The organism is Frischella perrara (assembly GCF_000807275.1).
In the GTDB taxonomy this organism is placed as follows: domain Bacteria; phylum Pseudomonadota; class Gammaproteobacteria; order Enterobacterales; family Orbaceae; genus Frischella; species Frischella perrara.
In genome coordinates, this window is sequence record NZ_CP009056.1 from 1,238,256 (window position 1) to 1,259,577 (window position 21,322).

A 21,322-nucleotide genomic window follows, 5' to 3' on the forward strand; every position below is an offset into this window, starting at 1 on the left:
AAAGCGGATATTAAGCTATCCGCTTATTCATAAAAAAATGGTAATTTAATGAAGTGTATTTTCAGCTTCAAAATCATCTTCTTCATCTTCACCATCTTCAAAATAGGTACCCCATCCATCATAATGGACATTAAACTTATTTATTAACTCAATAAGTTGGGCTATTTGACTATTAATAAGATCCGCTTCAAGAGGAATTTCAGAAATAATATCACAACAGATAATAGGTTGATTATTATCATCTTCCATTTCTTCTGGATCAGTCACTTCATAACCTAATTTAAATGCTTCAACCGCTACTTTTTCTAAACTGTCAAAGTCAGTTGAAGATATATGATGCTCTATAAGATATAGCGCATCAGGATCACTGCCATCCTCTAGCAGTTCTTCAATGATAGAATCCGTTTCTTTTTGTGCTAATGCAATTTGAGTTTTCATAATATACCTATATAGGAATAAATAGTTGTGTGGTATATTACACGCTAATCATTTAAATACTAACATTTTTTATTTATAAAGTAGAATTAATGACCATTACTAACGCAAATCAGGCGTCTGTATATGATCTTCATAGCCATACTAAAGCCTCTGATGGTATTTTAACTCCTGCTCAAGTCGTTCAAAGAGCAGTAGATAATCTTGTGGATGTGCTAGCAATTACAGATCACGATACAGTCAAAGGTTTAAACGAAGCTCATCAGTATATTCAAGATAAAAATTTATCAATACGATTAATTAATGGAGTAGAAATTTCGACACTCTGGAAAAATACAGAAATTCATATTGTTGGTTTGAATATTGATATCGATGATTCACAATTAGATGTATTTTTACATCACCAAGAACAATGTCGAATAGAGCGAGCTTTGCAAATTAGTCAGAAGCTTAAAAAAGTCGGGATTGAAAATGCTTATGAGAATGCTCGCAATTATGCACAAGGCGATATTGTCTCAAGAGCACACTTTGCACGGTTTCTTGTTGATAATGGTTATGCTAAAGATATTAAGCGAGCATTTAAGAAATATTTAGGAAAGTCGGGCTATGCTTATGTAGCACCAAAATGGTCAACTATAGATGAGGCTATTAATATTATTCACCAAGCAAAAGGCCAAGCTGTGCTGGCTCATCCTTCTCGATATGATTTTACAGCTACTAAAATGCAGACTCTGATTCACTATTTTAAAGAGCAGGGTGGTGATGCAATGGAAGTATCACAAAGTCGTCAAACGTTAGAAGCTCTGAAATTGTTAGCACATTTTGCTAATAAATTTGATCTTTTGGCTTCGCAAGGTTCTGATTTTCATGATCTAAATAATTACCTTGATTTAGGGAAAACTCAACCTTTACCAACTAATGTAAAGCCTATATGGTATAATTGGTCAACTTAAAACCACTCTTAATATAAAGTGATAGCTATGGCACAAATGTTTTATATTCATCCAGACAATCCACAGAAACGATTACTTGAACAAGTCGTTAATATACTAAACAATCAAGGTGTGATTGCCTTTCCCACTGATTCTGGTTATTCGCTAGGTTGCACCTTGGATAATAAATATGGTGTTGATCGAATTTGTAAAATAAGAGAATTAAATAAAAATCATAATTTCACTTTAATGTGTCGTGATTTATCAGAATTATCATCCTATGCTTATGTAGATAATTCTAGATTTCGATTATTAAAAAATAATACACCCGGTCAGTATGTTTTTATTTTAGAAGCTAATAAAGAAGTTCCAAGACGTTTGATGAATGAAAAACGCAAAACAATTGGTTTGCGTATCCCGGATAACAAAATTGATCAGTCCCTATTAGCATTATTAACCAAGCCGTTAATGACAACTAGTTTAATTTTGCCTAATGATGATTTTGCGCAGTCTGATCCGGAAGAAATTGATCAGGTTATTGGTCATCAAATTGATGCCATAATTCATGGTGGTTATTTGGGGCAACAACCTACCTCTATCATTGATTTAACCCACGATTATCCAGAGATTATTCGTAGAGGGAGTGGTGATGTAACGCCATTTATCTAAAACAATAGTATAACGAGAAAAATAATGAAAAAAGTGATGCTAAGTTTATTAATTATAGGTAGTTTATTGCTAATTTGTACAGTTATATTGCTTTTTAACCAACTTGCATTCATTAATAATTCATATCATGCTTCGGGTAATGTTATTAATTTTAGAATAAATTATAAAATGAATTCAAAAGGTGAAAAAATTCGTTTTTATCACCCAATTGTTAAATATACAGATAAAAATGGTCATGCTGCTTATTTTTTATCTACTGAGGGAAGTATTAATCCTCAATATGAATTAGGTCAAGAGGTAGATGTACTATATACATCAAATCATGCGGAAATCAAAACCTTTCATGCTATATGGTTAGTTATTGTGCTTATGGCAATGCTAGGTATCGTACCGATAATCATCGCACTGATTTATTTTGGATGTATCTATATAAAAAATAAACGAATAAATCGATTAATTCATAAAGGACGATGCCTTGAAACCATAATTCAATCAATTGAAGTAAAGATGTTTTTCAGGTTTAGATGGCTTTGTTCTTATGTTATCTATAGTGAGAATGCGGATAGCAATTACCCGGATATTAAACAAGTTTTCAAAAGCGGATCATTTTGGTTTAATCCAAAACCTTATATCAAAAACGAAACTATTTCTGTATATATTGATGAATCTAATCCTCGTCGATATTATATGGATACCAGATTTATATCAGCAGTTAAATAACAAAATAGGATACCTGTGAAGGTAGCTAGAGGAGATTATGAAAAGTATCAAAGATAATACTGAAAAGTTACAAAAAGTTTTAGCTAATTTAGGGCACGGCTCACGCCGAGAACTTGAAGCATTAATTCAAGAAGGTAAGGTGAGTGTTAATGGTCAATTAGCGAAACTTGGTGATAGAATTGATGTGCAAACGCAACCTAAAATCCGAATTAATGGCCATTTGATCTCCACTAGACTAAAAGAACAAGATATCTGTAGAGTGCTATTATATTATAAACCAGAGGGCGAAATTTGTTCACGTAATGATCCACAAGGGCGTGCAACTGTTTTCTCTAATTTACCTAAATTAAAAAATGCTCGCTGGATTAATATTGGTCGTTTAGATATTAATACCTCCGGCTTATTGTTATTTACCACTGATGGTGAATTAGCTAATCGTTTAATGCATCCGCGTAATGAGATCGAACGCGAATATGCGGTTCGAATTTTTGGGCAAATCACTGATGAACAAATACGACAGCTTCAAAAAGGTGTACAACTAGAAGATGGTCCCGCATCTTTTAAATATATCCAAGCTCAAGGTGGGCAAAATGCTAACCAATGGTTTAATGTCGTTATAACCGAAGGTCGAAATAGGGAAGTCCGTCGCATGTGGGAAGCTGTAGGGGTTAAGGTTAGCCGCTTAATGCGTGTTCGATATGGGAATATCTATCTTCCTAAAGGTTTACCTCGTGGCGCTTATACTGAATTAAATATTAATGATGTAAATTACTTAAGAGACTTAGTCGGTTTAAATAGTGAAGAAAAAAGTTTCTTAACGCCAGAACAGCGCAAAAACAAATACAAACGACTCCGAGCTAAACGCCCAAGTCAGCGATAGCACCAATTATTTTCAATCATTGGTTATGAGTCGATGACAAATAGCCAATGATTTTAATTATTGTCGATATTTTATATAAACAATCATAAAAATACTAAAATTCATTGACTGATTAAAATTGCTGAATATAATACCTAACGCAACAACAAATCCTATCTAAGTCTCCTTAGCTCAGCTGGATAGAGCAACGGCCTTCTAAGCCGTAGGTCACAGGTTCGAATCCTGTAGGGGACGCCATGAAAAACCTTAGTAATCAATCATTTATGAACACCAAGCCTAACTATTGATTATCCTTACTTTCATTTTGTGACCAAATTGTGACTGCATTTGAAAATTGGCTTAAGTGTCCCGCATTTAAATGAGCATATTTTTATACCTTTTCTAAAGTTTCCCAACCCCTAATTCTTTTAAGGTGAATAAAGGCGTTCCTCTTTGCACATGCCAACTCGTTCATGTGTGTCGCAAATCATGAAATACGGTAGATTTATAGGGATTGCTGAATTTATTACTTCTGCGAATTCAACAATTGATAGTAATGGCTTTCTTAAAGCTGCTTCACCTATTTTTAGATTATTTGCTAGTGATGATGTTAATCCGGATGAAGGTTTTATTAAATCCGGTTTTGCTCATGTAAATGATGAAGCTAAAAACGCGTATGCAAAGAAAATTGCTGTCGGTCATTATGAAATACACGGAAGCTTAGGATTTGCCAAAGATGGATGGTATATCACACTACCAGAAGACGCGAACGGTAATAAAAAATTCTTTGCTGACTATTCAGTTGATGAAAATAATATTATTACTATTAAAACCTACACTAAAAAATTTGATACAGATCGCTGTGAAACTGTTGCAAATGATCCAATTGATATTACGAAAAGGCGTTGGATTGATGTGCGTCTACACATGATGATTAATGATCCACCTTATAAACAATCAGAAGAGTAATAAAGATTATCTAAACAATATAAATAATAGATTTTTTATTATAAATATATAAACTATATACCCATTCCTAACAAATATAATAATTATAAAGTGAGGTTCTGAAATGGGTAAACTTGTCGCAGTGGTAGGCGATCGAACCACGAAAGGCGGATATATACTTACTGGGTCAGGTCCGGCTACTTGTGGTGGACGGAGTATCGCTTTAGTGGGTGATTTGGTCACTTGTCCAAAATGTGGAAGTAAAGGACAAATTGTTGAGGGCACACCTAATCTTACATTTCATGGTAAACCGGCTGCTTATAATGGTTGCCATGTAGCTTGCAAATGTGCTCCTGTAGGAAGTAATCAAATTATAGCGGGTCTAAGCTGGATGTCCGTTGATGTTATCCCGCCAAAATCATCAGAAAGCACAAGCTATGTATCTAATTCAGAAACCCGCTCAAAAATTAGATTAGATGTAAAAAAGCTATTAGATTTAGCTAAAGAAGTTAGCGAAAAGCATTTATATTACGAAGAGATAAAACAGCAGTTTATACAAGCTATAGAATCCTTTGCAAATAGTATAGTTACTCAGGTTGATAATGGCTCAATAAGTTATGCTGAAGGCTCGGAAGAAATCCAAAAAGAGAAAAAAGCCTCCTTAATCAAGCATATCTCTGGGTTAAAAATGGTCTTTCTGTTTTTGGTGGTATAGGTCAGATTGTGTCAGGGGTAGCATTTTGTGAGACGGGTATCGGTTGTGTATTTGCAGCGCCTATGGTTGCTCATGGATTTAATGGCGCATATGAAGGTGGGGCGGGTATTTATAATGGAGTTATGAATCAAATTGATGGCGGTAATAGGAGTTTGGAAGTTAAAGGTGACTTAAGGAAATTATATGAATCAGCCGCTGAAGCATTAGGTTTTGACGCTTCGGTAGGTTCTACAATCTATGATTCGGTAGATTTAGCAGTTTCAGTACGAGGTAAATTAAAGCTTGTGCCTAAATTAAACGAATTTGGAGATCCAAAATTTAAACTGTTTTGGTATGGAAGACAGGATCTATTAAGGGCTTATAAACAAATGAATATTAAACTACTTAATTTAGAGATGTTGGGTGATCTTTCATTGACCGTAGATATTATAAAACAGTTTAAAAATGCTTTCTTTTATAACAAAGATAATGAACAGGTTATTATGGTTGTAAAAGAGCCAGAAACAATTACTAATGTAGGGCAAATTGTTGATGATTGTCATCTTGTAATAACTGTAACGGGTACAGATGAAGATGTACCGGCTTATTATCGTTGTAAAGCAAGTGATAACTCGGAATATAGAAAAGATCTAGATGGCAATATAATTAAGGTTGATTAGAACAATGATAATTTTCACTTGTGCCCTCTATTATTTTTTAGTAATAGTAGGGTTCTTTTTTCAATATTATTTTAAAAAATTTACAGCTTCTGATTATTACATGAATCCACAATTAAATCTTAAAAGGGTATTTTGCATTGCATATCATTATTTTATATTAGGTTACTCAATGTTATTATTTGAGTTAGTTGGAAATGAAGTAATACAAAGTTTTACCGTCCTAATTTCTGTAGTTATCATTTTCATAGTTTATATTTCTTTTTCTGGTAATTTAGAGTTTGCCATAAGTCCCAGAGAAATAAAAAGAAAAAGAAAAAGAAAATGGAAATAATGTATTAAGACTAAGGAGCTATCTAACAATGATTATTCAATGGATATTATTTATTTGCTTTACGGTATTCAGTGTTTACGTTAGGCTTTATTTTTTCTTACGTGCAACAAATTATTACAGTGATAAATCTTTAAATCTTAAGCGAATATATGCAATTATTTATTACATTTTTACGCTTAGTTATTGTGTTTATATGTTTTTTGTAGTATTTGATAACTTGGATGTGTTCGGAGGGGATTTTTTATTCACATTCATTTCATGGCTTTTAATTATGAACTTCACTATGAATGTGTTTTTTGTAATTAGCCTAACACAAAAATACTAAAATAAATAAAGGTAATTGGTAAGGTGATCCAATTGATATTACGGAAAGGCGTTGGATTGATGTTCGTCTGGACATGGTAGTTAATGATTCGCCTTATAAACAATCCGAAGAGTAATATAGATTACCCAAACAATATAAATAATAGACCTTTTATTATAAATATATAAACTATATACCCATTCCTAACGCATATAATAACGATAAAGTGGAGTTCTGATATCACAGTGGTAGGCGATCGAACAACGAAAGGCGGATATATTATTATTGGATCGGGTCCTGCTACCTGTGGAGGCAGAAGTATCGCTTTAGTGGGTGATTCGGTAACCTGTCCAAAACGTGGAAGTAAAGGACAAATTGTTGAGGGAGCACCTGATCTTACATTTCATGGTAAACCGGCTGCTTATAATGGTTGCCGTGTAGCTTGACAATGTACCCCTGTGGGAAGTAATCAAATTATAGCGGGTTTAAGCTGGATGTCCGTTGATGTTATCCCGCCAAAATCATCAGAAAGCACAAGATATGTATCTAATCCTGAAACTCGTTCAAAAATCAGAATAGATGTAAAAAAGCTATTAGATTTAGCTAAAGAAGTTTGCGAAAAGCAGTTATAAAAGAATATGCTTTCTTATCTATTGTTATCTTGTAATTACCTACAGTGTATTTATATTAGTTTTACTAAAACAAGGGTATATATTAAGTTTTCTTGTTTTATTATCTGTATTGTGAATATTTATTATATATATTTGTTTCACAGGTTTTTTAGAAACGCCCCCAAGATACAAAAAGCGGAAGAAGTAGGAGTAACCCAGACAAATCGAATTAAAGTGCGACATGCGCTTATTAATAGATATTAGAGATTAAAGATTAAAAATATTTTGTTTTAAAAGATCCAGTCATTTTTTCCTATCAACGTGAAGAGATTTTGTTTTCGGTGATAGATAACAATAAACCAATCTCAAGTGTTCATTCCTTAAACGTTATTTTTTTTATTTGAAATTTCCTCTCTAATTTCACGCAGTGTCATTGCTATTACCATTAAATTAGTAATAATTGAATTAAGCATGACTAAGAACATTATTGAAAAACATAATAAAGAGGCATAAATTAACACACATACAATAACTATTAATCAAGGAACTTGGCATGGTAGATTTGAACAATAATTCAAAATGGGAAAATGATGTTTATATAAAACAATCGGGCGATGCTGTAAAAAAAACTCACGAAGCATTAGCAAACAGAACAGAATATTTAAAGGAGAATTTAGAGGCTTTAACTGAAGAAGTTAAAAACAGTGTTAGCGCTAATGCACTCCAAGAAAACTTAATTAATACCAGTGATGATAAACTTGGTGATGCTATGATTGGGGTTAAACAACCCTTTGCTGGTGCGGTGGCTCGAACTCAACATGATAAAAATACGGAACAACTTTCATCTGCGGATTTTGGCGCGTTGGGTGATGGCACTTCAAATGAAACAGAAATATTTTTATTGATTGATAGTGTAGCAGCTAATCGAACCATCGACTTATTAGGTAAAACATACCTTGTAAATAAAATGCCCACCAAAGCACATTATTTTAATGGTTATTTTTTGATAAATGGTACTCTAAAAAAGGCAACATATAAAACATTAATTAAAGCATGGGATCATGAAGCAAAAATATCAGGACCTGGAAACGGATTAATTGCAATAGGAACGAACACGGCCAAAAATTTACCATCGGATCAAATTGGTCATATTGCCGATAATATAGCAATGGGTCGAGATGCATTAGGTGCGGCAACACAGAGCAATATGAATATTGCCATTGGTGCACAAACAATGAGTAAAAATACACCAGGTGCAGCAAATATAGCTATCGGTTCATGGGCATTAACTAACATTACTGGTGATCCATCGAAGGTTTCAAATACTACGGGTTCTAGAAATATTGCAATCGGAGCGTTGTCTCTACATTTTTTGGAAAAAGGCTATAGAAATGTTTGTATTGGTAGAGACGCGGGGCATTCACTCGTTGATCAACATGATAACACGTCTGTTGGTTATGGTTCTTTATCTCACGGACATTGTACTATGTTTGTTGATGGTAAAATAACAAATCAACAAATACCGGTGGGAGGGAATGGCAATTCAGCATTAGGTTCACAAGCGGGTGCATATAATTCAGAAAATTATAATGTTTTTGTCGGTCACCAAGCAGCAAAGTACAGTAAAAACTTATATGCCAGTGTTTTTGTTGGTGCAGGCGCTGCGGGAACTGTTCAGAAAAACACTTCAATCAATGGACGAATTATTTCTCAAGTCGAAAGTATTGGTACCTACATACAAATTGATACAGATATTATTATTACAATGCCATCACATAATGTTATTGTTGGTAATTACGTAACGCTAAGATTCACATCAGGCGAAATTTATAATAACACAACCGAAAATGTTTGTATGAAGGTGAGTTCAATAGATGGTAATAGTTTTACAGTAGTTTCGCCAGTCGAACTTTCAACAAGAGGTGAGGTGATTTTAGTTAACTATGAAACCGATGTTATAGATGATGCAGCTAATTCTAAATTCATTACTGTTGTTGGTCGAGGAGCTGCGTTATCAGCGCAACAAATTTATAACAATAATACTATTATAGGAGGCTATTCTACATATTCAGCAATAGCCATTAAAGAGGGTAATACTGTAATCGGAAGCCAGGGAGCTAGGAATGCAATAGAGATTGGCGCTCATAATGTCATATTAGGTACAAACGCAGGTGCAAAATCAACATCAATTGGTACCCAAAATACAGTTGTTGGAGGGTACGCTGGTGAAAAAATGGTTGGTAATGGTAATGCGCTATTTGGTTATTCTTCGGGTGGAGCATTAATTACTGGAGATAGTAATACTTTAATCGGGCGTGATGCTGGATATCGAATGGTAACCGGGGAGACAATGAAGACCGCAAACAATGTCACTTGTATTGGCGCTTATTCATTCGTAAGCGGTTCAAATCAGGTACAATTAGGTAATTCAGAAACAACGCCATATGCATACCAACCACTACAGTTACGTTCTGATATTAGAGATACAACGGATATTAGAGATTCTGATTTAGGTATTGATTTTATTTTAGGTTTACGTCCTGTTCGTGGAAAATGGAACATCCGTGAAGATTACTTAGAAAAGTCTGAGGTTCAAGTTGGAACAAGTAAAAATGGCCAACCAATTTATGAAACAAGAATTAAATTTAATAAAACTGATTATCTAGCAAAAACTAAAAAACGTACCCGTGATCACGAATGGTTTATTGCTCAAGAAGTAGAAACACTTTGTAAAAAAATGGGCGTTGATTTTTCAGGATTACACCATTCTTTAGTTAATGGAGGGAGTGATGTGTACTCATTAGGTTATGACTCATTTATTCCACCCATCGTTAAAGCAATACAAGATTGCTGGAATAAAATTACTACTCTTGAAAATCGTATAAAGAAACTTGAGTCTAAATAAAATATTTTTATTAAAACTATATGGATAATTTTTAAACTAATAAACTCTCTTCTGAGAGTTTTACTCCTTCAAAAAGACTGTCCTCTAACATCCCAATAGAACATTTAAATGGGTCGGGAATCGTTATGGCAGTCACCAAATCGGTGGCAACACTAGACACACATTAAACTAGTATTGACCAATCAGCTAGTACGCCGCCATCCTTTAAATAGCCCACTTCACGGAGGGCATAACGATGAACATACACAAAATGAATAATAAAACTTCCTTATCAACATGGTTGTTTAGGGTGGTTAGCATGGTTTTTGACTCACTCTTAACGAATGGGCAGTAGTCATAGGTATGTCCGCAACAATTTTTAGTTTCTTGATTAATTGGTACTACAAACATCAGGAAGTTAAGATAAAAAAACAATCATTAGAGAATCACGGACATGGCCATAAAAAAAATAGCAAGAAAGCGAATGCTGAAAACAAAGTAATCTATAAACACGAAAATGGTGAGTATGAATTGATCGATCAGCTCACTTATCAAACTTGTAGCTATGTTAATAGCGAATGGATTGAAGATGCCACCAAGAAAGCAGCTTATCAACAAAAAATCATAAATATGAACAAATTGACTTCAAGTAATTTACTAGATGAGGCGAATAATTGAATGTCTACACTTCTTCATACAACAAAATTAAGGGGTAACTGTTTATTAAATGCCATCGGCATCAAATAACCTAATGATGAATGCAACCGATTGTTGTTGTACCAATATGCATAAGCAGAAAAACCCGGTCTTAGTTCATTGCCGTTTTATTTTCATCGTATTTTCTTTTTTTAAGGTGGTTTATCTTATCCCTTAAAAAAGTTGTACGAATTAGTGTAACCTATCCAAAAAGTAGCAGGACAAAGTGATGCTGAAGCACAATATCGTTTAGCGTTTATGTACGATAAAGGGGGGGTGTTAAGCAAGATAAATCTTTAGCTAAAAAGTATTACCAACAAGCTTGCGATGGAAATTATAAAAAGGCTTGTAATAAATTAAAGTAACTAACAGAATAATTAAATTATTTCAAAAAACACCTTAAATCACCGTTTTTCACCAAAAGCACTCAATGAGTGCTTTTGGTGTTTTTCCCCTAGAATAAAAAATGAGTTGATGCATTTTTAATTTAGATAAAAATAGCCATTCTATTAATGATTTTTTCGGAAAAATTCGTTATAGTTTTCTTCGATTTTTTTATAAAAATCCTATTAATAATTTTGTATAAATTTTATAAATATATTGATAGTTAACTCCTAAAATAACATTTAAAAAGTATAAGTAAGTTTTCGTTGTTATATAAATATAATATAAGGAAGATTATGAAAAATGGATTATTAATCATATCATTATGCTTATTTTCTTTTGCCGGGTATGCAAATCAATGCAGTGAATATTGGCAAAAGGAAAATTACGAAAAAGCCTTTACTCCCTGTAAAGAAGAAGCAGAGCAAGGTAATGCTGACGCCCAATATAATTTAGCGCTTATGTACGATAACGGTGATGGCACCGAACCAGATAAGCAAAAGGCTTTTTATTGGTATACAAAAGCAGCGGAGCAAGGTTACCCCAACGCACAACATAATTTAGCGATAATGTATTATCAAGGTGAAGGCATAGAACAAGATAAGCAAAAGGCGTTTTATTGGTTTACAAAAGCAGCAGAGCAAGGTTATCCCGACGCACAATATAATATAGCAGTTATGTATAATAATGGTGATGGCACCGAACCAGATAAGCAAAAGGCGTTTTATTGGTATACAAAAGCAGCAGAGCAAGGTAATCCCAACGCACAACATAATTTAGCGTATATGTATGAAGAAGGAGACGGCATAAAGCAAGATAAGCAAAAGGCGTTTTATTGGTATACAAAAGCAGCAGAGCAGGGTTATGCTGATGCCCAAAATAATTTAGCGCTTATGTACGATAACGGTGATGGCACCGAACCAGATAAACAAAAGGCGTTTTATTGGTATACAAAAGCAGCGGAGCAGGGTTATGCTGACGCCCAATATAATTTAGCGTATATGTATGATAAAGGAAACGGTATAAAGCAAGATTATCAAAAGGCGTTTTATTGGTATACAAAAGCAGCAGAGCAAGGTTACCCCAACGCACAATCTAATTTAGCGTATTTGTATTATCAAGGTGAAGGCATAAAGCAAGATAAGAAAAAGGCGTTTTATTGGTTTATAAAAGCAGCAGAGCAAGGTGAGTTTTATGCGCAAAACAATTTAGCACTTATGTATGATAATGGTGATGGCATAAAGCAAGATAAGCAAAAGGCGTTTTATTGGTTTACAAAAGCAGCAGAGCAAGGTTACCCCAACGCACAACATAAGTTAGCGGTAATGTATGATGAAGGAGACGGCATAAAGCAAGATAAGCAAAAGGCGTTTTATTGGTTTACAAAAGCAGCAGAGCAAGGTAACCCCAACGCCCAATCTAATTTAGCGTATATGTATGATAAAGGAGACGGCATAAAGCAAGATAAGCAAAAGGCGTTTTATTGGTATAAAAAAGCTGCGGAGCAAGGTGAGTTTTATGCGCAAAACAATTTAGCGTATATGTATGATGAAGGAAACGGCATAAAGCAAGATAAGCAAAAGGCGTTTTATTGGTATACAAAAGCAGCAGAGCAGGGTTATGCTGACGCCCAATATAATTTAGCGAATATGTACGATAACGGTGATGGCACCGAACCAGATAAACAAAAGGCGTTTTATTGGTATACAAAAGCAGCGGAGCAGGGTTATGCTGACGCCCAATATAATTTAGCGAATATGTACGATAACGGTGATGGCACCGAACCAGATAAACAAAAGGCGTTTTATTGGTATACAAAAGCAGCAGAGCAAGGTTACCTCTACGCACAATATAATTTAGCGAATATGTATTATGATAAAGGAAACGGCACAAAGCAAGATAAGCAAAAGGCGTTTTATTGGTATACAAAAGCAGCAGAGCAAGGTGAGTTTTATGCGCAAAACAATTTAGCACTTATGTATGATAATGGTGATGGCATAGAACAAGATAAGCAAAAGGCGTTTTATTGGTATACAAAAGCCGCGGAGCAAGGTAACCCCATCGCACAATCTAATTTAGCGTATATGTATGAAGAAGGAGACGGCATAAAGCAAGATTATCAAAAGGCGTTTTATTGGTATACAAAAGCAGCAGAGCAAGATAACGCCTACGCACAAGATAAGTTAGCGTATATGTATCATCAAGGTGAAGGCATAAAGCAAGATAAGCAAAAGGCGTTTTATTGGTATAAAAAAGTTGCGGAGCAAGGTTACCCCAACGCACAACATAAGTTAGCGGTAATGTATGATGAAGGAGACGGCATAAAGCAAGATAAGCAAAAGGCGTTTTATTGGTATACAAAAGCAGCAGAGCAAGGTTACCCCATCGCACAACATAATTTAGCGTATTTGTATTATCAAGGTGAAGGCATAAAGCAAGATAAGCAAAAGGCGTTTTATTGGTTTACAAAAGCAGCAGAGCAAGGTTATCCCAACGCACAAGCTTATTTAGCGTATATGTACAATAACGGTGATGGCATTGAACAGGATAAACAAAAGGCGTTTTATTGGTATACAAAAGCAGCAGAGCAAGGTAACGCCTACGCACAATATAATTTAGCGGTAATGTATGATGAAGGAGACGGCATAAAGCAAAATAAGCAAAAGGCGTTTTATTGGTTTACAAAAGCAGCAGAACAAGGATTAGCTGACGCTCAACGTAATTTAGCGTATATGTATTATCAAGGTGAAGGCATAAAGCAAGATTATCAAAAGGCGTTTTATTTGTTTACAAAAGCAGCAGAGCAAGGTGACGCCTACGCACGATATGTTTTAGCGCTTATGTATGATGAAGGCGTTGGTGTTAAGCAAAATAAATCTTTAGCGAAAAAGTATTACCAACTAGCTTGCGATGGAGATTATAAAAAGGCTTGTAATAAATTAAAGTAACTAACAGAATAATTAAATTATTTCAAAAAACACCTTAAATCACCGTTTTTCACCAAAAGCACTCAATGAGTGCTTTTTTTGTTTTCTCCCCAGGATAAAAAATGCGTTGATGTATTTTTAATCTTAATCTTAATCAAAATATCCATTCTATTAATGATCTTTTCTGAAAAACTCGTTATAGTTTTCTTCGATTTTTTTATAAAAATCCTATTAATAATTTTGTATAAATTTTATAAATATATTGATAGTTAACTCTTAAAATAACATTTAAAAAGTATAAGTAAGTTTTCGTTGTTATATAAATATAATATAAGGAAGATTATGAAAAATGGATTATTAATCATATCATTATGCTTATTTTCTTTTGCCGGGTATGCAAATCAATGCAGTAAATATTGGCACAAGGAAAATTACGAAAAAGCCTTTACTCCCTGTAAAGAAGAAGCAGAGCAAGGTAATGCTGGCGCACAAGATAAGTTAGCGTATATGTATCATCAAGGTGAAGGCATAGAACAAGATAAGCAAAAGGCGTTTTATTGGTATACAAAAGCAGCAGAGCAAGGTAACCCCATCGCACAACATAATTTAGCGATAATGTATTATCAAGGTGAAGGCATAGAACAAGATAAGCAAAAGGCGTATTATTGGTTTATAAAAGCTGCGGAGAAAGGTAACCCCAAAGCACAATATAATTTAGCGTATATGTATCATCAAGGTGAAGGCATAAAGCAAGATAAGCAAAAGGCGTTTTATTGGTATACAAAAGCAGTAGAGCAAGGTGACGCCTACGCACAACATAATTTAGCGTATATGTATCATCAAGGTGAAGGCATAAAGCAAGATAAGCAAAAGGCGTTTTATTGGTATACAAAAGCAGCAGAGCAAGGTAACCCCAACGCACAATCTAATTTAGCGTATATGTATGATGAAGGAGACGGCATAAAGCAAGATAAGCAAAAGGCGTATTATTGGTATACAAAAGCAGCAGAACAAGGTGACGCCTACGCACAAGATAAGTTAGCGTATTTGTATCATCAAGGTGAAGGCATAGAACAAGATAAGCAAAAGGCGTATTATTGGTATACAAAAGCAGCGGAGCAAGGTAACGCCTACGCACAATATAATTTAGCGGTAATGTATTATCTAGGTGAAGGCATAGAACAAGATAAGCAAAAAGCTGTATATTGGTATACAAAAGCAGCAAAGCAAGATGCCCCCTACGCACAATATTATTTAGCGGTTATGTATGATAAAGGTGATAGTATTGAGCAAAATAAACCTTTAGCGAAAAAGTATTACCAACTAGCTTGTGAAAGGTATCATGAAAAGGCTTGTAGTAAATTAAAGCAACTAACAGAATAATTAAATTATCTCAAAAAACACCTTAAATCACTATTTTTTTCACAAAAAGCACTCAATGAGTGCTTGTTCTGTTTTCACCCTAGGATAAAAAATGAGTTGATGTATTTTTAACCTTAATCAAAATATCCATTCTATTAATGATTTTTTCTGAAAAACTCGTTATAGTTTTCTTCGATTTTTTATAAAAATCCTATTAATAATTTTGTATAAATTTTAAAAATACATTGATAGTTAATATCCCTAAAATAACATTTAAAAAGTATAAGTAAGTTTTTGTTGTTAATATTAATATAATATAAGGAAAATTATGAAAAAAGGATTATTAAACATATTATTACACTTTTTTTCTTTTACCGGGTATGCAAATAAACGCAGCAAATATTTGCATAAGGAAAATTATGAAAAAACCTTTACTTCTTGTAAGGAAAAAGCAGAACAAGGTGATGCTGACGCTCAATATAATTTAGCGTATATGTTTGATGAAGGAGTCGGCATAAAGCAAGATAAGCAAAAGGCGTTTTATTGGTATACAAAAGCAGCAGAGCAAGGTGACCCAAACGCACAATATAATTTAGCGTATATGTATGATGAAGGAGACGGCATAAAGCAAGATTATCAAAAGGCGTATTATTGGTATACAAAAGCAGCAGAGCAAGGTTCCCCCATCGCACAACATAATTTAGCGAATTTGTATGATGAAGGAAACGGCATAAAGCAAGATAAGCAAAAGGCGTTTTATTGGTATACAAAAGCAGCAGAGCAAGGTTACCTCTACGCACAATATAATTTAGCGAATATGTATTATGATAAAGGAAACGGCACAAAGCAAGATAAGCAAAAGGCGTTTTATTGGTATACAAAAGCAGCGGAGCAGGGTTATGCTGACGCACAATATATTTTAGCGTTTATGTACAATAACGGTGATGGCATTGAACAGGATAAACAAAAGGCGTTTTATTGGTATACAAAAGCAGCAGAGCAAGGTTACCTCTACGCACAATATAATTTAGCGAATATGTATTATGATAAAGGAAACGGCACAAAGCAAGATAAGCAAAAGGCGTTTTATTGGTATACAAAAGCAGCGGAGCAGGGTGATGTTAACGCACAATATATTTTAGCGTTTATGTACAATAACGGTGATGGCATTGAACAGGGATAAACAAAAGGAGTTTTATTGGTATACAAAAGCAGCAGAGCAAGGTTATCCCAACGCACAATATAATTTAGCGCTTATGTATGATAAAGGCGATGGTGTTAAGCAAAATAAATCTTTAGCGAAAAAGTATTACCAACTAGCTTGTGAAGGGCATCATAAAAAGGCTTGTAGTAAATTAAAGCAGCTAACAGAATAATTAAATTATTTCAAAAAACACCTTAAATCACTATTTTTTTTCACAACAAGCACTCAATGAGTGCTTGTTCTGTTTTCCTCCAGGATAAAAAATGAGTTGATGTATTTTTAACCTTAATCAAAATATCCATTCTATTAATGATTTTTTCTGAAAAACTCGTTATAGTTTCTTTGGATTTTTTATAAAAATCCTATTAATAATTCTATATAAATTTTATAAATACATTGATAGTTAACTCCTAAAATAACATTTAAAAAGTATAAGTAAGTTTTCGTTGTTATATAAATATAATATAAGGAAGATTATGAAAAAAGGATTATTAAACATATTATTACACTTTTTTTCTTTTGCCGGGTATGCAAATAAACGCAGCAAAGATTTGCATAAGGAAAATTATGAAAAAGCCTTTACTTCTTGTAAGGAAAAAGCAGAACAAGGTGATGCTGACGCTCAATATAATTTAGCGCTTATGTATGAAAAAGGTTATGGCATAAAGCAAGATAAACAAAAGGCGGTATATTGGTATACAAAAGCCGCGGAGCAAGGTGAGTTTAAAGCGCAAAACAATTTAGGGTTGATATATGATGGAGGTGAAGGCATAGAACAAGATAAGCAAAAAGCAATATATTGGTTTACAAAAGCAGCAGAGCAAGGTAACTCTACTGCACAAAACAATTTAGCGTATATGTATTATAAAGGCACAGCACAAGATAAAGTTAAAGCTGTATATTGGTTTACAAAAGCAGCGGAGCAGGGTGATGCTGAAGCTCAATATAATTTAGGGGTTATGTATAATAAAGGTGAAGGCATAGCGCAAGATAAAGTTAGTGCTATATATTGGAATACAAAAGCAGCAAAACAAGGATTATCTCAAGCCCAATATAATTTAGCACTTATGTATTATGAAGGCACCGAGCAGGATAAGCAAAAGGCGTTATATTGGTTTACAAAAGTAGCAGAACAAGGTGATGCTAACGCCCAACACAATTTAGGAGATATGTATTATAACGGTGAAGGCACCGAGCAAGATAAGCAAAAGGCGTTATATTGGTTTACAAAAGCCGCGGAGCAGGGTTATGCTGATGCCCAATATAATTTAGGGGTTATGTATGATGAAGGTGATGGCATAGAGGAAGATAAGCAAAAAGCAGTAAATTGGTTAACAAAAGCAGCAACACAAGGATTATTTCAAGCCCAATATAATTTAGCACTTATGTATTATCAAGGTGAAGGCATAGCGCAAGATAAAGTTAAAGCTGTATATTGGTTTACAAAAGTAGCAGAACAAGGATTAGTTGACGCACAACACAATTTAGCGATTATGTATGGTAAAGGTGATGACATAAAACAAGATAAAATAAAAGCTGTATATTGGTGTACAAAAGCTGCGGAGCAAGGTTATCCCAACGCACAATATAATTTAGCGGTTATGTATGATGAAGGCGATGGAATAGAGCAAGATAAGCAAAAGGCAGTATATTGGTTTACAAAAGCGGCAGAACAAGATATTGCTATCGCCCAATATAATTTAGCGTTTATGTATTATGAAGGTAATGGCGTAGAACAAGATAAGCAAAAGGCGGTATATTGGTATACAAAAGCGGCGGAGCAGGGTGATCCTGACGCCCAATACAATTTAGCGCTTATGTATGATGAAGGCGATGGTGTTAAGCAAAATCAATCTTTAGCGAAAACGTATTACCAACTAGCTTGTGAAGGGCATCATAAAAAGGCTTGTAGTAAATTAAAGCAGCTAACAGAATAATTAAATTATTTCAAAAAACACGTTAAATCACTATTTTTCACAAAAAGCACTCAACGAGTGCTTTTTCTGTTTTTCCCCTAGGATAAAGAATGAGTTGATGCATTTTTAATTTAGATAAAATTAGCCATTCTATTAATGATTTTTTTAAAAAAACTAGTTATAGTTTTCTTTGATTTTTATAAAAATCCTTGGAATGAATACTTTTTTCTCAAGGCGCGTTTTGCACTGATAATAAAAGTAATGCCTTGATACACCTAAACATCGACCCAACCAACTCAATAAATGGCGATGTCGATTTGATTGTATTACTGCGATTTTCGTGCCATTATCAGTGTGGCTTGCTTTAGGATATCGTTTTCCATCAATAACCGTTTATTTTCTTTGCGCAGGGCAAGTAACTCATTATCTTCAGTACTTAGATTATCTTTAGTTTTGAATGAACCCGTTGTGGAGTATTGTTTTATCCATCTATCTAATGCTGATGGCGTTAACTCATACTGTAAAACTAATTCACTGCGGGTTTTACCTTGTTGATATAGCATTACCATCTACTGTTTAAAATCATCTGTATAGGTTCGTCTTTCTGGTCGTTTTATTTTCATCATATTTTTCTTTTTTAGAGTAGTTTATCTTATCCCTTAAAAAAGTTGTACGAATTAGTGTAGCCTATCCAATAATAATATATCGATACTGCAAGACGCTATTGATTTAGATATGCAAGCAGGTAATGAGGAGGAACAGATTAAAAATGGAAAAAGTACCGTATATTATTGACTGGTATTGATATAAAAATTCCCGATGTTGTTTCCCTTCAAAATTAATAACGTTTAACGATCATAATTAATAATACACCTTACAAACAGTTTAAAGAGTAATATAGATTACCCAAACAATATAAATAATAGATCTTTTATTATAAATATATAAACTATATACCCATTCCTAACAAATATAATAATTATAAAGTGAGGTTCTGAAATGGGTAAACTTGTCGCAGTGGTAGGCGATCGAACAACGAAAGGCGGATATATACTTACTGGATCAGGTCCTGCTACTTGTGGTGGCAGGAGTATAGCTTTGGTGGGTGATTTGGTTACTTGCCCAAAATGTGGAAGTAAAGGGCAAATTGTTGAGGGTGCTCCTAATCTTACATTTCATGGTAAACCGGCTGCTTATCATGGTTGCCGTGTAGCATGCCAATGTACTCCTATAGGAAGTAATCAAATTATAGCGGGTCTAAGCTGGATGTCCGTTGATGTTATCCTACCAAAACCATCAGAAAGCACAAGATATGTATCTAATCCTGAAACTCGTTCAAAAATCAGAATAGATGTAAAAAAGCTATTAGATTTGGCTAAAGAAGTTTGCGAAAAGCATTTATATTATATGGTGATTCAACAGGAATTTATGAGGGCTATAGAAATCTTTGCAAATAGTATAGTTGCACAGGTTGATAATGGCTCAATGAGTGATACGGAAGGCTCGGAAGAGATCCAAAAAGAGAAAAAAAGCCTCCTTTATCAATCATATCTCTGGGGTAAAAATGGTATTTCTGTTTTTGGTGGTATAGGTCAGATTGTGTCAGGGGTAGCATTGTGTGAGACGGGTCTCGGTTGTGTATTTGCAGCTCCTATAGTTGCTCACGGATTGAATGGCACATATGAAGGCGGGGCGGGTATTTATAATGGAGTTATGAATCAAATTGACGGTGGTAATAGGAGTTTAGAAGTTGAAGGACCTTTAAGAAAGGGGTATCAATCAGCCGTAGAAGCATTAGGGTTTGACAGTTCGGTCGGTTCTATAGTCTATGATGTATTTGATTTAGCAGTTTCAGTACAAGGTAAATTAAAGCTTGTGGCTAAATTAAACGAATTTGGAGATCCAAAATTTAAACTGTTTTGGTATGGAAGACAGGATCTAGAAAGGGCTTATAAACAAATGAGTATTAACCTACTTAATTTAGAGATGTTGGGTGATACTTCATTGACCTTTGATATTATAAATCAGTTGAACAATGTTTTCTTTTATAACAAAACTACAGAACAGGTTATTATGACTGTTAAAGAGCCTGAAACAATTACTAATGTAGGGCAGATTGTTGATGACTGTCATCTAGTAATAACTGTAACGGGCACAGATGAAGATGTACCGGCTTATTATCGCTGTAAGACAAGTGATAACACAGAATATAGAAAAGATCTAGAAGGCAATATAATAGGGATTGATTAGAACAATGATAATTTTCACTTGTGCCCTCTATTATTTTTTAGTAATAGTAGGGTTCTTTTTTCAATATTATTTTAAAAAATTTACAGCTTCTGATTATTACATGAATCCAGAATTAAATCTTAAAAGGGTATTTTGCATTGCATATCATTATTTTATATTAGCTTACTCAATGTTAATATTTTGGTTAGTTGGAAATGAAGTAATACAAAGTTTTACCGTCCTAATTTCTGTATTTATAATTATCTTAGTTTATAACTCTTTTGCAACTACTTTAGAGTTTGCCATAAGTACCAGAAAAAGAAAAAGAAAAAGAAAATGGAAATGATGTATTAAGACTAAGGAGCTATCTAACAATGATTATTCAATGGATATTATTTATTTGCTTTACGGTATTCAGTGTTTACGTTAGGCTTTATTTTTTCTTACGTGCAACAAATTATTACAGTGATAAATCTTTAAATCTTAAGCGAATATATGCAATTATTTATTACATTTTTACGCTTAGTTATTGTGTTT

18 protein-coding genes, 1 tRNA gene and 2 pseudogenes are annotated in these 21,322 nt (G+C 33.9%); 18 read left to right on the forward strand and 3 right to left on the reverse strand.

Annotated elements, in window-relative coordinates; translation table 11 throughout:
• Window positions 1-45 precede the first annotated feature (45 nt).
• Entirely contained in the window at window positions 46-438 is a 393-nt protein-coding gene (gene rraB / locus FPB0191_RS05405; RefSeq protein WP_039104525.1) for a ribonuclease E inhibitor RraB, read from the reverse strand.
• An 89-nt stretch (window positions 439-527) separates the two neighbouring features.
• On the opposite strand from rraB, the gene rnm reads away from it, so the two are divergent.
• The 5 genes from rnm to FPB0191_RS05430 all read left to right on the forward strand — a co-directional run bounded on the left by rnm (window position 528) and on the right by FPB0191_RS05430 (window position 3,873).
• Entirely contained in the window at window positions 528-1,388 is an 861-nt protein-coding gene (rnm, locus tag FPB0191_RS05410; protein ID WP_039104527.1) for an RNase RNM, read from the forward strand.
• Between the two features lie 27 nt (window positions 1,389-1,415).
• Window positions 1,416-2,036: an L-threonylcarbamoyladenylate synthase gene (locus tag FPB0191_RS05415; protein WP_039104528.1), complete on the forward strand. Its 621-nt coding sequence runs from the start codon at window positions 1,416-1,418 to the stop codon at window positions 2,034-2,036.
• Window positions 2,037-2,204: 168 nt separating this feature from the next.
• Window positions 2,205-2,756 carry a DUF3592 domain-containing protein gene (locus FPB0191_RS05420; protein ID WP_419185255.1) on the forward strand — a complete coding sequence of 184 codons (552 nt, stop codon included), beginning with the start codon at window positions 2,205-2,207 and terminating at the stop codon, window positions 2,754-2,756.
• A gap of 37 nt (window positions 2,757-2,793) precedes the next feature.
• Window positions 2,794-3,636, forward strand: a complete 843-nt coding sequence (gene rluB / locus FPB0191_RS05425) for a 23S rRNA pseudouridine(2605) synthase RluB (protein ID WP_039106705.1) — start codon at window positions 2,794-2,796, stop codon at window positions 3,634-3,636.
• 160 nt (window positions 3,637-3,796) lie between these two features.
• Window positions 3,797-3,873: transfer RNA gene (locus FPB0191_RS05430), tRNA-Arg, on the forward strand.
• A gap of 43 nt (window positions 3,874-3,916) precedes the next feature.
• Here FPB0191_RS05430 and FPB0191_RS12565 read toward each other — a convergent pair.
• Window positions 3,917-4,110: pseudogene (locus FPB0191_RS12565) on the reverse strand (tyrosine-type recombinase/integrase); the annotation flags it as partial.
• On the opposite strand from FPB0191_RS12565, the gene FPB0191_RS05435 reads away from it, so the two are divergent.
• The 12 genes and pseudogenes from FPB0191_RS05435 (at window position 4,105) to FPB0191_RS05485 (ending at window position 18,577) form a co-directional block, all read left to right on the forward strand.
• Complete coding sequence (locus FPB0191_RS05435; RefSeq protein WP_473234763.1) at window positions 4,105-4,584, forward strand: phage tail fiber protein; 480 nt, start codon at window positions 4,105-4,107, stop codon at window positions 4,582-4,584. The pseudogene FPB0191_RS12565 and the gene FPB0191_RS05435 overlap by 6 nt on opposite strands.
• A gap of 103 nt (window positions 4,585-4,687) precedes the next feature.
• Complete coding sequence (locus FPB0191_RS11675; protein WP_052236799.1) at window positions 4,688-5,278, forward strand: PAAR domain-containing protein; 591 nt, start codon at window positions 4,688-4,690, stop codon at window positions 5,276-5,278.
• Between the two features lie 8 nt (window positions 5,279-5,286).
• Window positions 5,287-5,937: a DUF4225 domain-containing protein gene (locus tag FPB0191_RS05445; RefSeq protein WP_039104533.1), complete on the forward strand. Its 651-nt coding sequence runs from the start codon at window positions 5,287-5,289 to the stop codon at window positions 5,935-5,937.
• 880 nt (window positions 5,938-6,817) lie between these two features.
• Window positions 6,818-7,018 carry a PAAR domain-containing protein gene (locus FPB0191_RS05455; RefSeq protein WP_039106712.1) on the forward strand — a complete coding sequence of 67 codons (201 nt, stop codon included), beginning with the start codon at window positions 6,818-6,820 and terminating at the stop codon, window positions 7,016-7,018.
• Window positions 7,019-7,030: 12 nt separating this feature from the next.
• Window positions 7,031-7,204 carry a hypothetical protein gene (locus tag FPB0191_RS12130; protein ID WP_162485158.1) on the forward strand — a complete coding sequence of 58 codons (174 nt, stop codon included), beginning with the start codon at window positions 7,031-7,033 and terminating at the stop codon, window positions 7,202-7,204.
• Between the two features lie 532 nt (window positions 7,205-7,736).
• On the forward strand, window positions 7,737-10,088 hold the full coding sequence (locus FPB0191_RS05460) for a tail fiber domain-containing protein (protein WP_039104537.1): 2,352 nt from the start codon (window positions 7,737-7,739) through the stop codon (window positions 10,086-10,088).
• Between the two features lie 321 nt (window positions 10,089-10,409).
• A pseudogene (locus tag FPB0191_RS05465) lies at window positions 10,410-10,745 on the forward strand (HP1 family phage holin); the annotation flags it as partial.
• A 698-nt stretch (window positions 10,746-11,443) separates the two neighbouring features.
• Window positions 11,444-14,095, forward strand: coding sequence for an SEL1-like repeat protein (locus FPB0191_RS12135; RefSeq protein WP_052236800.1), 2,652 nt, complete (start codon window positions 11,444-11,446; stop codon window positions 14,093-14,095).
• Window positions 14,096-14,416: 321 nt separating this feature from the next.
• On the forward strand, window positions 14,417-15,457 hold the full coding sequence (locus tag FPB0191_RS05475) for an SEL1-like repeat protein (protein WP_052236801.1): 1,041 nt from the start codon (window positions 14,417-14,419) through the stop codon (window positions 15,455-15,457).
• A gap of 307 nt (window positions 15,458-15,764) precedes the next feature.
• Entirely contained in the window at window positions 15,765-16,619 is an 855-nt protein-coding gene (locus FPB0191_RS05480; protein ID WP_052236802.1) for a tetratricopeptide repeat protein, read from the forward strand.
• A complete protein-coding gene (locus FPB0191_RS12140; RefSeq protein ID WP_238574488.1) occupies window positions 16,606-16,812 on the forward strand; it encodes a tetratricopeptide repeat protein in 207 nt (68 codons plus the stop codon). Before FPB0191_RS05480 ends, FPB0191_RS12140 begins: the two co-directional genes overlap by 14 nt.
• Window positions 16,813-17,116: 304 nt before the next feature.
• Window positions 17,117-18,577: an SEL1-like repeat protein gene (locus FPB0191_RS05485; RefSeq protein ID WP_082018245.1), complete on the forward strand. Its 1,461-nt coding sequence runs from the start codon at window positions 17,117-17,119 to the stop codon at window positions 18,575-18,577.
• A 305-nt stretch (window positions 18,578-18,882) separates the two neighbouring features.
• Here FPB0191_RS05485 and FPB0191_RS05490 read toward each other — a convergent pair whose 3' ends face one another.
• Window positions 18,883-19,119, reverse strand: a complete 237-nt coding sequence (locus tag FPB0191_RS05490; RefSeq protein ID WP_162485159.1) for a transposase — start codon at window positions 19,117-19,119, stop codon at window positions 18,883-18,885.
• A gap of 436 nt (window positions 19,120-19,555) precedes the next feature.
• Here FPB0191_RS05490 and FPB0191_RS05495 point away from each other — a divergent pair, with 436 nt between their 5' ends.
• Entirely contained in the window at window positions 19,556-20,806 is a 1,251-nt protein-coding gene (locus FPB0191_RS05495) for a PAAR domain-containing protein (RefSeq protein ID WP_052236804.1), read from the forward strand.
• Window positions 20,807-21,322: the final 516 nt, after the last annotated feature.